Raw genomic sequence first — 13,136 nt, 5'->3', positions numbered from 1 at the left:
ATTACTCATTCACAGGAACAGCACCGGCAGTGCGGATCAGGTCAGCAGCATCGGCACTGGTGGCAAAGTCGAAGAAAGCCTGTGCCTGCTCAGACAGGGTGACAGACTTGTTGGTGACGAACACGAAGGGACGCTGCACCTCGTAGCTGCCGTCCTTGACGGTCTCCTCGCTGCACTCCACACCGCCAACGGTGACCATCTTCACGGTGTCGCCCACAGCGGACAGGGAAGCGTAGCCGATGGCCAGAGGGTTGGCCTCCACAGCGCTGATGACAGCGCCGGTAGCGGTCAGCTCCTGCGCGTACTTGCAGCTGTCCTTGACATCCACGATGCTCTCAAAGCCATCACGGGTGCCGGAGCCAGCCTCACGGCCGATCAGAACAATCTCGCCGTCGTCGCCGCCGACCTCAGACCAGTTGGTGATCTCGCCGGTAAACATCTGTTTGAGCTGGTCAACAGTCAGGTCCTCCACCTTGCTTGCATTGTTTACGATGATGGCAATGCCATCCAGAGCGATGGTGGTGCCCTCCACGTCAGCCTTCTCGTCGTCCTTCAGGGCACGAGAGGACAGGCCGATGTCCAGGGTCTTATCGGTAGCACCGGTGATGCCTGCGCCGGAACCGGTGGGGTCGTAGCTGACGGTGACACCCGGCTCAACCTCAGCAAAGCCTTCGGTCAGGGCAGCGATGACGTTCTTCATGGAGGTGGAACCACCGGTAGCAACGTTGCCGGACAGGGCAGCAGCGGTGGAAGAAGCAGTGGAGCCTGCAGCGGCAGAGGCAGAAGAAGCTGCAGCAGAGGAAGCAGAACCGCCGCAGGCGGTCAGGGCAGCAGCGGCAGCAACTGCACCGCAGACAGTGAGAAACGAACGACGCGTGATCTTTTTCATAATATTTGTCCTCCAAACATCCGGGCTTTCCGTTCCCGGCTCTTGTTTTCGTGTTTTCCTTGGGTACGGCACTATTGTATCCCAGTCGGTAAGCCGCTTCGACCACAAGCGGGAAAAATCGAGGTAAATTGTTTGGACATGTTTTTGCCCCAATGTAAAATTTGGGCGCAAAAAAGCCCGGGGTGCAGGTGCACCTCGGGCTTTTGGGGGATATTAGACTTTATCGACAGCGGAGACTGTCACTTTGCCGTCACTCGTCAGAGCAAACTCAGCTGTCCTGCCTTGCAGGGTCACATACAGCTTGAAGGGTACGCCCTGCTTAAAAGAACCGTACCCACTGGCCTTTGCACGGAACTGCGGCACATAAGTCTTTGTCAGTTTAGAGGAGATTTCCTCTTTTCCATTGGTCAGTTCCAGCGCGGTCTTATCAATTTTTGCCACAAAGACACCGGCAAAATTGTATTTGATCTCGCTGGCTGCACCATTGTACCGAATCCGCACATTGGGTTTGCAAAGGTAGCCGTTGGCGTTCTCATTGCCCACGACCTCATCACCAGTGATGGTCATGTTGCCGGTCATGGTCACTTCAAACTCACCCAGCCCGATGGTTGCGGACGGGATCTCGCTGCCGCCCCCATCGCAGCCGGTGAGGACACCAGCGGCAGAAGCGGCCAGCACAGCGGCGGCAGATGCTTTCAGAAAATCACGGCGGGAAAAAACATTGCGCATCAGAAATTCCTCCCATTTCAGATCTGGTTTGTTCCTATCATCATAGTACCATATTTACCCAGACTGTCAAGGGACAGAATTCAACCCCTCAGTCTCGCTGCGCTCGCCAGCTCCCCTAATAGGGGAGCCCTTGGCATATCGGGAAAGTCTGCACGGATTGACAAAGCACCGTCGTTAAAGCTCGACTTCCACGCCATCGGGGCGGTAGAAGGTGACGTTCCTGCGCCACTGGGGCTCGCCCATGGTGCGGCGGTAGCAGTCTGCCAGCTGCCGCACGGCTTCCTCGGGGCTGCGCACCTTTCCGCCGCAGCAGGGGAGCACCAGCACTCGGAACCAGGCATCAAAGAGACGCTCTGTCCAGCCGGTGTCCTTGGCCCCGCACCGGGCGTAAAAGCCCAGGCGGCGCACAGCCATGGCCTCGTCCTCGGCTTTTTCGGGGCACTCCGCTTCAATGAGGATGGCCTGCGCGCCCTTCTCGTGGTCAGGCAGGGCGGCCAGCAGAGCGGCTCCGATGCCGCCGGCCCGATACTGGGGCAGAACGGCAAAGTAGTCCAGCTGGCTCACCTCACAGCCCACGGGCCGCACCATCAACAGATACGCCACCAGCGCGTCGTCCTCATACACGCCCCAGGTGTGGGCGGTACCGGCGGCCTCGCTGTTCAGGATCATGCTCAGGGGCTTCAGCTCTCCGGCAGGAAAATCCCGGCGCATCTCGTTCAGGTAAACGTTCGTCAGCTCTTCGGCGGTCAGCAGCCGCCAGGTCAGGTTCTCGGGGTTCATACGATACGGGTTCCTTTCTGGTAGACAGCCTGAATATTCAGTTCCTTGTCTGCCAGGATCACATTGCCGTAACGGCCTGCAGCCAGACTGCCGTAATCATTGTCGATGCCAATGCTCTTGGCGGGGTTTTCGCTGGCGGCGCGGACAGCGCTTTCCAGCGGGACGTTCATCTCCAGCACGGCACGCTTCATGCAGTCGTACAGGCAGGTGGCACTGCCCGCAATGGTGCCGGGGTGCTCGGTCAGGGTGGCGCGGGGGCCGCTGACCGTGACCGCCTGACCGCCCAGGCTGTACTGGCCGTCGGGCAGGCCGCAGGCCATCATGCTGTCGGCGATCAGGATGACATGGTCATCCCCGAAGGTGTTGAAGGTGAACCGCACCATGGCCGGGTGGATGTGAACGTTGTCGGTGATGAGCTCCACCTCCGCGCCCCGTTCCAGCGCCGCAATGATGGGGCCGGGCTCCCGGTGGGTGATGCCGGGCATGGCGTTGTACAGGTGGGTCATGTGGGTCGCGCCTGCGTCAAAGGCGGCGTTGGCGGTGTCGTAGCTGGTGCAGGTGTGGGCAATGGAGATGCGCACCTCGTCATGGCAGGCGGCAATGAACTCCAGCGCACCCGGCTCCTCCGGGGCGATATCCACCAGCTTGATCAGGCCGTTTGCCCGCTTCTGCAGGCGGCGGAACATTGCAACATCCGCCTTGTGGAGATACTCCGGGTTCTGGGCACCCACCTTGTTGGGGCTGATGAAGGGGCCCTCCATGTTGATGCCCACAAGGTCTGCGCCTCTGCCGTTTTGATGGGCGGCGGCGGCATCCATCACGCCGTTCAGTATCTCTTCTGAGAAAGTCATAGTGGCGGGGCAGATGGCCAGCACGCCCTTACCGGCCTCAAAATCGGCCAGGGTCTGGATGGCTTCTTCATTGCCGTCACAGAAATCCTTGCCCATGGCACCATGGAAGTGGATATCCACAAGGCCTGGCAGAGCGTAAGCGCCCTTGGCATCCACGATTTCTTCGCCTTCCTCCGGCTGTGCAAAGGGCACGATGCGCCCCTCCCGGATGGTCAGGCTCCCCTCCTCAAAGGTGTGGCGGGGGGTATAAATCAGAGCATTTTTGATGATCATTTTATTGCCTCCTAAACCTCTCCGTCTGCGAAGCAGACGGAGAGGTTTTGTCTTACAGCAGGCTCAGTGCTTCCTCATCGGCCACAAGGATGCAGTCGGGGTGCATCTGCAGGATGGAGCCCGGGCACTCGGGGGTCACAGGGCCGGAGACGACCGCCTTGACTGCCTTTGCCTTTGCCAGACCGTTGGCCACCACCAGCACCTTGCGGGCCTGCATGATGGTCTTGATGCCCATGGTGTAGGCCTGCTTGGGCACCAGATCCTCGTTGCCGTCAAAGAAGCGCTTGTTGGCCTCGATGGTGGCAGGGGTCAGATCCACGCAGTGGGTCTCCAGCTCAAAGGCCTCGCCCGGCTCGTTGAAGCCGATGTGGCCGTTGGGGCCAAGGCCCAGCAGCTGCAGGTCGATGCCGCCCACGCTGTGGATGATCTCGTTGTACTTTTTGCAGGCATCCGCAGCATCGGGGTTGGTGCCGTCGGGCAGATGGATGGCCTCGGGGCGGATGTTGACCTTGTCAAACAGGTTCTTGTGCATAAAGCTCCAATAGCTTTCGGGATGCTCCTTGGGCAGGCCGCGGTACTCGTCCAGATTGACGGTGGTGACCTCAGAGAAATCCAGGTCGCCCTTGTTGTACCAGTCCACCAGCTGAGCGTATGCGCCAACAGGGGTGCCGCCGGTCGCCAGACCCAGCACGCAGTTGGGCTTCATAATGACCTGTGCGGAGATGATGTTGGCAGCCTTGCGGGACATGTCCTTGTAATCTTTTGCACGAATGATCTTCATAATGGGGAACCTCCTGTTATTTTGCTTTGTTGTTGTCAGTATAGCATATTTTCCGGCCAAAAGGGTAGCCGGTTTGTGAACAAAACAAAATGCCGCCGAAAGCGGGGCGTAAACGCCCGCCCTCAGCGGCATTTTTACAGTTTGGGAATGGATGCGGAAGCAACCAGCCTTCCGCACGGAAACGTGCTCAGAAGGATGCTTACAGCATCTTCTTCAGCTCATCATACACGAACTGCACCTTGGTGCCGATGATGACCTGGCAAGTGGTCTTGTCGGGGCGGATGACACCGGCAGCACCGGCAGCCTTCACAGCCTTCTCATCCACAGCGGTGTAGTCCTTAATGGTGAAGCGCAGGCGGGTAGCGCAGTAGTCCACGCTGGAGACGTTCTCCTTGCCGCCGATGGCCTTCAGCACGCCAGCAGCAACCTCAGTGTAGTTGTTGTTGGCCAGAACGACCTTCTTCTCAGCCTCTTCGGCATCCTCGTCCTCACGGCCGGGGGTCTTCAGGTCGAACTTGGTGATGGCGAAGTAGAACACGAAGTAGAACACCACGAATGCAGCGATGCCCAGAGGAATGATCATCCAGGTCTTAGCAGCTGCAGGCAGAGAAGCGGAGAACACCAGGTCGGTAGCACCTGCGGAGAAGCAGAAGCCAGCACGGAAACCGGAGTAGTAGGTGATGATGGTGAAGATGCCGTACAGAGCGGAGTACACAACGTACAGCGGGAAGCACAGGAACATGAAGCCGAACTCAAAGGGCTCGGTAACGCCGCAGACGAAGGCGCAGATAGCAGCGGACAAAACCAGACCGATGGCAGCCTTCTTGTTCTTGGCGGTACGGACCATAGCCAGTGCAGCACCGGCGATACCGAACATCATGCAGGGGAAGAAGCCGGACATGTACATACCCAGGCTCCAGCCCACGTCAGCAGAGGTCTCGCCTGCCCAGAAGTGGGACAGGTCGCCCAGGCCGATGGTGTCGAACCAGAACACGTTGTTCAGAGCGTGGTGCAGGCCGGTGGGGATCAGCAGACGGTTCAGGAAGGCGTAGATGCCAGCGCCGATGCCGTCCATGCCTGCGATGCCTCTGCCAATGGCGACCAGTGCATCGAAGATGACGGGCCAGACGAACAGCAGAGCGACAGAAACAACGATGGAGATCAGGCCGGTGGCGATTGCAACGAAGCGCTTGCCGGAGAAGAATGCCAGCCAGTCAGGCATCTGAGTGCTCTTGAACTTGTTGTAGCAGGCTGCACCCACCACAGCGGCCAGGATGCCGATGAAAGAGTTGCCGGCCACCTTCTGGAAAGCGATGTAGGTAGCGGTGCCCTCTTCCAGGGTGCGCACCATGCTGACCACGCCGGGGCTCAGCAGCTGCTGCATCATCAGGTAGCTGACCAGGCCAGCCAGACCAGCGGTACCGTCGTGGTCATCAGCCAGGCCCACGGCTGCACCGATGGCGAACAGCCATGCCATGTTATCGATCAGAGCGCCGCCTGCCTTGACCAGCAGGAAGCCAACGGTGTAAGCTGCACCGGAAGTTGCAGCACCGGGGACACCCATGACACCCGGGGCCAGAGCATAACCGAGACCCATCAGGATGCCGCAGATCGGCAGCACAGCGACGGGAAGCATCAAAGCTTTGCCCAGTTTCTGGAGATACTTCATCATAAGACACATTCCTCCTTAAAGAATGTTGTTGTTATGGAGGCCTCTGGTTGCAGGCTGTCCATAATTGCGTAACAATATTTTAACACATCCTCCGAAAAAAAGAAATAGGGTCCACGCCCGTTTTCGCAATTTTGCACCAAAAATCCTTGAATTTGCATCTTTCGTGAAAAACTTTTTGGAATTATTGCGCATTTCAGAGCAGGATTTTGAAAAAACTTTTCTTTTGCTCTTTCTCCCCAAACCGCTTGCATCCCGCGCCGGAATCGGGTACTATACTTATAAATAGAAAACACAAGACCCAGGGAGGTTCTTTTATGGAATGGACTGATATCCGCCTGACCGTGGCCAAGGCCGTTGCCGACAACGCCGAGGCCGTTGCCACCATGATCGCCGAAGGCGGCATCTATATCGAGGATTACAGCGACATCGAGCAGCAGGTGGCCGAGATCGCCCATGTGGATCTGATCGAGCAGGAGCTGCTGGACAAGCCCCGCGACACTGTGATCATCCACATGTATCTGGAGCCGGGCGCTTCCCCCGTGGAGACGCTGGCCCTCATTCAGGCCCGGATGGAAGCGGCAGGCATCGCCTACACCGTGGAGACCGAGGGCGTGGAGCAGGAAGACTGGCAGAACGGCTGGCGCAAATACTACCACCCCATGGACATTGGCAAACGGCTGGCCATCGTGCCCTCCTGGCAGGAGTACGACACCGACCGCGTCAAGCTGATCCTTGACCCCGGCCTTGCCTTTGGCACCGGCGGCCACGAGACCACCAGCCTCTGCCTGGAAGCGCTGGACGAGCGGGTGCGCGGCGGTGAACGGGTGCTGGACATCGGCACCGGCAGCGGCATCCTTGCCATTGCCGCCCTCAAGCTGGGCGCAGGCAGTGCCGAGGGTGTGGACATCGACCCCGTGGCCGTGCGCACCGCAGGCGAGAATGCCGCCCTGAACGGCGTGGCCGACAAGCTGACCGTTCTGGTGGGCGACCTGTCCGACAAGGCCAGCGGCAGGTACGATATCATCACCGCCAACATCGTGGCAAACGCCATCATCAGTCTTGCCCCCGCCGTGCCCGGCCTGATGGCCGAAAACGCCACCTTTATTGCCAGCGGCATCATCGACAGCCGCAAGGACGAGGTGATCGCCGCTCTGGAAGCCGTCGGCCTGACCGTGCAGGAAGTGAAGGAGAAGCGCGGCTGGGAGTGCATCGTCTGCAAAAAAGCGTAATTACAGAAGCTTTCATGATTTCTTTCAGCTGGCTTGCCCTCTCCGTCACCTTCGGTGCCACCTCTCCCAAAGGGAGAGGCCTTGGCAAAAAGATGAAGTTTGCGTGGACTGCCAAGGGCTCCCACTTTGGGGGAGCTGGATTTGCGAAGCAAAGACTGAGAGGGCGAGGACGTTTAAGGAGAACCACTATGCCTCACCGTTATTTTACAACCGAAATCTCCAATGGCACCGCCACCCTGCGGGGGGCCGATGCCCATCATCTTTCCCGCGTGATGCGGGGCAAGCTGGGGGACACTGTCATCTTATGTGACGGCAACGCCGTGGAATACACCGCCACCATTACCGGCTTTGGGCCGGAGACGGTGGAGTTCAGCGTGGAGCCGGGCTATCCCAGCGCCGCCGAGCCCAGCGTGGAAGTGACCCTGTTCGTGGGTTACCCCAAGCAGGACAAGCTGGAACAGGTCATCCGCCACGGCGTGGAGCTGGGCTGCACCCACTTTGTGCCCTTCTTCAGCCGGTACTGCGTGGCCGCCCCCAAAAAGGAGGAGCAGAAAAACGAGCGCTACAACCGCATCGCCTTTGAAGCCGCCAAACAGTGCGGCCGGGGCGTGCTGCCGGATGTCGCCCTGCCCCTGCCCAACTTCGGGGCCCTCTGCCGCAGTCTGGAAGGGTACGATCTCGTGCTTTTCTGCTACGAGCTGGGCGGCGCGCCCCTGCGCCAGCTGCTGGCAGACGCAAAGCCTGCCGACGGCCAGCGGCTGAAGATCGCCCTCATCACCGGTGCCGAGGGCGGCTTTGCCGCAGAAGAGGCTGAAATGGCCGCCAATGCCGGTGTGAAAACGGTCGGCCTCGGCCCCCGCATCCTCCGGTGCGAGACCGCCCCGCTGGCAGTGCTCTCTGCCGTGATGACCCTGACGGGCAACTTGGAGTAATTTTTATTTCCACATATACAAAAAGGACGGCGCATGCCGTCCTTTTTGTTTACTTTATTTTCGCGTTCATCAGCGCTTTTTTCACCTCAATGAGGTTTTGCGGGCTGACCGAGAAGCTCCGCAGGCCCAGCTGCAGATATTGCAGGGTGTTGGCCGGATTGCCCACCGCGCTGCCGCAGATGGTCACGGGGATCCCGCCCTCCCGGGCAGCCTCCACCACCATGCGGATGAGCTTTTTCATTGCGTGGCTGGCCGGGCGGTAGTAGCGCTCGGCAATGGAGATATCCCGATCCACCGCGTGGGTGTACTGGGTCAGGTCGTTTGTCTCGATGACAAAGAAATTGCACCCGTGCTCCACGAATTCCTCTGCCGTCAGGCAGGCCGAGGGCACCCCGAACATCACGCCAAAGGGCGTGTTCGGGTCAAACTCCTCCCCGCGCTCCCGCAGCAGCTGGCGGCAGTGCGCTACCAGCCGCATGGCCTCATCCCAATCTTCGAGGTTGGTCACCATGGGGAACATGACCCGCAGGGGGCCGTGGGCCGCCGCCCGGAGCAGGGCGCAGATCTGCGTCTCAAACTGATGGGTCTGGCGCAGGCTGCTGCGGATGCCCCGCAGGCCCAGCTTGGAGGATTCCAGCCCCCTATGGATATCGGCCATGGCGCGGTCCACACCAAAATCAAAGGTGCGCACTGTCACCACACCGCCCTTTGCGGCGGCAATGCAGGATTGATAGAACACGAACTGCTCCTGCTCGTCCACCGGGCGGCCCGGCAGCATCATATAGCCGCTGCGCAGCAGGCCCACGCCGGAAGCGCCTGCCTGCAGCGCCGATTCAATATCCTCCTGCCCGTAGCAGTTAGCCAGGAGCTCAAACGGCACATCATCCTTTGTCCGGTTGGGCAGGACGCTGATGCGGGCGGCTTCCGCGCTCTCCCACTGCAGCTCACAGATGCGGCTGACCGCCTGCTGGCGGGTGTTGGCATCCGGGTCCAGGATGCACTCGCCGTTGTTGGCATCCAGCACCACAGTACGGCCGTCGCAGTCGTCCAGGAACGCCTGCCCCACCTGCACCACGCAGGGAATGTGCATGGCCCGCGCAATGATCGCCGCGTGGCTCTGCTTATTGCCCTCCGAAGTGATGATGCCCAGGATCATCCCCGCCGGAACGCTGAACAGATCGCTGGGCATCAGCATCTCTGCCGCCAGGATCACCGGGTGATCCAGCGCCAGCCAGACCCGGGGACGGTTGGTCAGCACGTTCACCACGCGGCGGGCGGCATCCAGAATATCCGCACTGCGCAGCTGCATGTAGGCGTTGTCCTCCATGGCCGCAAGCTGCTCTGCATAGCGGTTGCCCGCACGGTACATGGCCTCGGCAGCGCTGATGCCCGCCTTGATCTGGAATTTGACCTCGTTCATAAAGCCTTCGTCTTCCAGCATCATGCTCTGGAACAGGAAGATGGCCTGCTCCGTGGGGCCGCTGCGGTCTGCCATGCCGTCCAGCTCACGCTGGGCTGTCCGGACAGCGTTTTCCAGCAGACGCTGTTCCCGTTCCGCGTTGAACGGCCCGGTGGCAAAATTTTCGTGCCAGCGCTCCAACCGGCTCACCTGTCCCATCACAAGGCCCGGCGAGGCGCTGTGTCCCTGATAGACCTTCATTCCTCGATCACCTCCGGCAGTACCGGCCCGGTAAGGGCACGGCAGACCAATGCCTGTAAGAACGTATTGGGCAGCAGAGCGGCCCGTGCGGCCTGTGCCGCATTGCCGCTGCCCTCAAACAGGGGCGCAAAGCTCTCGATGCGCTCCCGGTCGCATTTTTCCAAAAAGGCTTCCGCCAGCGTCCGGGTGGTATAGAACACGGTGGGGTCCACGCCCGCATCCTCGGCGGCAGCTTCCAGCGGGGCCAGCTGGGCATCCTTCATGTTGGCCAGCAGCAGGGCCGCATCCGCTGTCAGGGTCACGGGGTATTTTTCCCGCACCGCCTTCTGCACCTGCTGGAATTTCCACGCAAAGGCGGCGGCATCCTCACAGCTCTCAGCGCTGGTGGAAACAGCATAGGCGCAGCCCCGCAGATATCCCATGGCGCGGCGGGTATCGTAGTAGCCCAGCTCCATGTTCCGTCTGGCGGTATCGGGGTCAAAGTGGAGGATATCCCCCAGCTCCCAGTAGCTGCGGATCATGGTGGTGGGCAGGCCGGTGCGGTTGGGCAGGGTGATGCCCACCCCTTCCAGATCAACACAGACCAGCTCCTCCGCGCCCATCTTCTGGGCCAGCGCGGTGGGCATATTGTCCCGGTAGCCGCCATCCAGGAACTGCACCCCGTCGATCTGCTTTGCCCGCAGGGCGGGGAAACAGGCAGCCGAGGCCAGCAGATAATCCTTTACCTTGCCCGCCGGGATATCCTCCAGCGTCAGCTCCCGGGGCTTCAGCCCCCGCTTTTCCACGGTGACAAGGCCGAACCGGATGGGCGAAGCCCGCAGGGCATCCTCATCCAGCACCCGCTCCACGATCTCTTCCAGCGGGGTCACGTCCATGCCGCCGTCCCGCACCACTTCCCGCAGGAAGGCGTGCAGCTCAGAAAGGTCGGCGTTTTCCTCCGGCAGCTCCATCACGTCCTGGCTGCGGATGCTCATCCACATATCCCGGGCCGTTTCGTACAGATCCAGCGCAAACATGGCGCCGTTCAGGCTGCCCACACTGGTGCCGGTGATGATCTGGGGCCGCCAGCCCAGCTCGGTCAGGGCACGCCACACACCCACCTGATAGCTGCCGCGCGCACCGCCGCCTGCCAGCACCAGTGCCTTGACCGGGGTATCATTCTGTGCCATCTGGAACGCCTCCTAGTCATTCTTTGGAAATCTGTCAAAAGTATACCATATTTTCCGGAAAAATTCTCCCTGTTTTTGGAACAAAATCCATGGTATAATTTTGTTAACTTGTGTGAAACGATGGTGGAGGTAAAACAATGCACTGCAACAACTGGATCTTTGATATGGACGGCACCCTGACCGACAGCATGACCGTGGTATGGGAGGGCGCGCCCGATGCCCTGCTGGCCCGCTATGGCCGCACCCCAAAATCTGACCTCCACAAAACGCTCCTGGCCATGGGCATGGCCGATGGCGCGGCCTACCTCATCCGGGAGTACAACCTGCCCCTGAAAATGGAGGACTACAACGATGTGATGTGGGATGTTATCACCAAGCTCTACGAGACCGTGGAGCTCAAACCCGGCGTGCGGGAGCTGCTGGCCCGCCTGAAGGCCGAGGGTGCCCGCATGTGCATCTGCTCCAACACCTGGAGCGCCCAGTGCCGCACCGTGCTCACCCGTTTGGGCATCGATGAATATTTCGACTTCTATGTGGAGGCACAGGGGGCGCTCCACAAGAGCAGGCCGGATGTATTTTTCCAGACCCTTGCACGCCTGGGCGGCACTGACCCCAACCGGTGCGTTGTCTGTGAGGATTCCCTCTACGCCGCCCGCACCGCCCACGACGCAGGCTTCCACGTCATCGGCATCGCCGATGCCGCCAGCAAGTCCGATGAGCCCGCCCTGCGGGAGGTCAGCGACCAGTTCCTGACCGACTGGACGGAGCTGGACTGGAATAAGGTATAAGGATACAGCAATAAAACCCCGCCAAAAAAGGCGGGGTTTTACATTTTCAGCTCTTCTTATTTTTTTCTTCTGCCAGAACCTCGTGATAGTCGGCAAGGATCTGTTCCAGCGTGATGGTTTTCATACTGGCGATCAAATTGTTTTTCAGTGTGTCATAGGTTTTCCCCAGCACATTGCCGATGTTCCGGCCCACCGGGCAAAAGGGCGAAGGAGAATGATGGATCCCGATCATTTTATCAATTGCCTCCGGGTCTACGACGGAACAGATCCGATACAGATCGATCTTCTCCGGCGGCAGAGCAAGCTCCGCACCGCCCGTACCGGGCTTTACCGTGATGATCTCGCCTTTTTTCAGGGCACTGAGAATATTGCGGATGGTGACTGGGTTGCACCCTGTCGAACATGAAAGCAGTTCACTGGTCACTTTTTCCCTTTCACCGTACTCTGAAAGAAAAACCAGACAGTGAACCGCAATGGAACATTTATTGCTGATGTGCATAGGCGTAACCCTCCCTCTTTTATTTTATCGCATCTTCCTTTTGGTGTAAATATTGACACTACATCTTTTCAGTGGTATACTCCATTTTAAGATGTAGTTTTATTTTTTACATCAAGGAGGATTTCTTATGACCTGTTTCCAACTCATTTTCAGCCCCACCGGCGGCACGGAACGTGTTGCAAAGGCGCTCACCGAGACCTGGCCGAATGTGCAGACCATTGACTTGTCCGCACAGAACTTTACCGCACCTGCCATTCCATTCAGCGCAGATGACCTCGTTCTGATTGCCATGCCAGCTTTTGAAGCCATGGCACCTCAGCCCGCTCTGGACCGTCTGGCGCTCTTACAGGGCAATGGTGCCCGCTGCGCCCTGGCAGCGGTCTACGGCAACCGTGCCGTTGATAACACCCTTGCCCAGATGGAAGACTATGCCCGGAACGCCGGGTTCCAGCCCATTGCCACAGTTTCTGCCGTTGCGGCACACAGTCTGCTGCCCGAATTTGCCGCCGGCCGTCCAGACGATACCGATTGCCAGCAGCTGGCCGTTTTCGGCAAGCAGATCCTCGAAAAATTCACTTCCGGCTCCGATACCTGCCCGCCAATTCCCGGAGAGCACAACTGCAAAGCGAAGCGGGCCGGGCTGATTCCCACTGTCAATGCCAATTGCATTTCCTGCGGGCTTTGCGCACGGGAATGCCCCGTGGGAGCCATCTCCTACGATAACTTCACCGTTACCGATCCGTCCAAGTGCATTACCTGTATGCGCTGTGTTTCCCGCTGTCCGGTTCACGCCCGGTCTGTGGATGCCGCCATTGTCGCGCGGGTGACCGATTTTCTGAGAGCCCGCTGCTCCGACCGCAAAGAAAACGAGCTGCTCCTGTAAG

General features: G+C 59.4%; 13 protein-coding genes. 4 read left to right on the top strand and 9 right to left on the bottom strand.

Annotated features, from left to right (window positions below; genetic code table 11):
* Position 1: 1 nt before the first annotated feature.
* From GXM22_RS00615 to GXM22_RS00590, 6 genes are all read right to left on the bottom strand, one after another.
* The gene (locus GXM22_RS00615) at positions 2-889 is read right to left on the bottom strand and encodes a phosphate ABC transporter substrate-binding protein (RefSeq protein ID WP_082210746.1); all 888 of its coding nucleotides are present in this window, start codon (positions 887-889) and stop codon (positions 2-4) included.
* Between the two features lie 213 nt (positions 890-1,102).
* Positions 1,103-1,618: a twin-arginine translocation signal domain-containing protein gene (locus GXM22_RS00610; RefSeq protein ID WP_005928686.1), complete on the bottom strand. Its 516-nt coding sequence runs from the start codon at positions 1,616-1,618 to the stop codon at positions 1,103-1,105.
* A gap of 174 nt (positions 1,619-1,792) precedes the next feature.
* Complete coding sequence (locus GXM22_RS00605) at positions 1,793-2,398, bottom strand: GNAT family N-acetyltransferase (protein WP_005928691.1); 606 nt, start codon at positions 2,396-2,398, stop codon at positions 1,793-1,795.
* On the bottom strand, positions 2,395-3,522 hold the full coding sequence (nagA, locus tag GXM22_RS00600) for an N-acetylglucosamine-6-phosphate deacetylase (RefSeq protein WP_005928694.1): 1,128 nt from the start codon (positions 3,520-3,522) through the stop codon (positions 2,395-2,397). Before nagA ends, GXM22_RS00605 begins: the two co-directional genes overlap by 4 nt.
* 52 nt (positions 3,523-3,574) lie before the next feature.
* On the bottom strand, positions 3,575-4,303 hold the full coding sequence (gene nagB, locus GXM22_RS00595; RefSeq protein WP_035393193.1) for a glucosamine-6-phosphate deaminase: 729 nt from the start codon (positions 4,301-4,303) through the stop codon (positions 3,575-3,577).
* Between the two features lie 199 nt (positions 4,304-4,502).
* The gene (locus GXM22_RS00590; RefSeq protein WP_005928700.1) at positions 4,503-5,975 is read right to left on the bottom strand and encodes a PTS transporter subunit EIIC; all 1,473 of its coding nucleotides are present in this window, start codon (positions 5,973-5,975) and stop codon (positions 4,503-4,505) included.
* Between the two features lie 314 nt (positions 5,976-6,289).
* Between GXM22_RS00590 and prmA the strand changes: the two genes are divergently transcribed.
* Together prmA and GXM22_RS00580 are read left to right on the top strand one after the other, a co-directional pair.
* The gene (gene prmA, locus GXM22_RS00585) at positions 6,290-7,204 is read left to right on the top strand and encodes a 50S ribosomal protein L11 methyltransferase (RefSeq protein WP_005928706.1); all 915 of its coding nucleotides are present in this window, start codon (positions 6,290-6,292) and stop codon (positions 7,202-7,204) included.
* Between the two features lie 188 nt (positions 7,205-7,392).
* Complete coding sequence (locus tag GXM22_RS00580) at positions 7,393-8,136, top strand: RsmE family RNA methyltransferase (protein ID WP_035393196.1); 744 nt, start codon at positions 7,393-7,395, stop codon at positions 8,134-8,136.
* A 49-nt stretch (positions 8,137-8,185) separates the two neighbouring features.
* On the opposite strand, the gene GXM22_RS00575 is transcribed toward GXM22_RS00580, so the two are convergent.
* Together GXM22_RS00575 and GXM22_RS00570 are read right to left on the bottom strand one after the other, a co-directional pair.
* Positions 8,186-9,796: a phosphoenolpyruvate--protein phosphotransferase gene (locus tag GXM22_RS00575; protein ID WP_005928711.1), complete on the bottom strand. Its 1,611-nt coding sequence runs from the start codon at positions 9,794-9,796 to the stop codon at positions 8,186-8,188.
* On the bottom strand, positions 9,793-10,965 hold the full coding sequence (locus GXM22_RS00570; protein WP_005928713.1) for a patatin-like phospholipase family protein: 1,173 nt from the start codon (positions 10,963-10,965) through the stop codon (positions 9,793-9,795). Before GXM22_RS00570 ends, GXM22_RS00575 begins: the two co-directional genes overlap by 4 nt.
* Positions 10,966-11,102: 137 nt before the next feature.
* On the opposite strand from GXM22_RS00570, the gene GXM22_RS00565 reads away from it, so the two are divergent.
* Positions 11,103-11,753, top strand: a complete 651-nt coding sequence (locus GXM22_RS00565) for an HAD family hydrolase (RefSeq protein ID WP_005928716.1) — start codon at positions 11,103-11,105, stop codon at positions 11,751-11,753.
* A gap of 46 nt (positions 11,754-11,799) precedes the next feature.
* On the opposite strand, the gene GXM22_RS00560 is transcribed toward GXM22_RS00565, so the two are convergent.
* The gene (locus GXM22_RS00560) at positions 11,800-12,252 is read right to left on the bottom strand and encodes an RrF2 family transcriptional regulator (protein WP_005928719.1); all 453 of its coding nucleotides are present in this window, start codon (positions 12,250-12,252) and stop codon (positions 11,800-11,802) included.
* Positions 12,253-12,379: 127 nt separating this feature from the next.
* Between GXM22_RS00560 and GXM22_RS00555 the strand changes: the two genes are divergently transcribed.
* Positions 12,380-13,135, top strand: a complete 756-nt coding sequence (locus GXM22_RS00555; protein WP_005928722.1) for a 4Fe-4S binding protein — start codon at positions 12,380-12,382, stop codon at positions 13,133-13,135.
* Position 13,136: the final 1 nt, after the last annotated feature.

It is taken from the genome of Faecalibacterium duncaniae (assembly GCF_010509575.1).
GTDB classification, from domain to species: domain Bacteria; phylum Bacillota; class Clostridia; order Oscillospirales; family Ruminococcaceae; genus Faecalibacterium; species Faecalibacterium duncaniae.
This window is presented reverse-complemented; position numbering and strand designations above follow the sequence as displayed.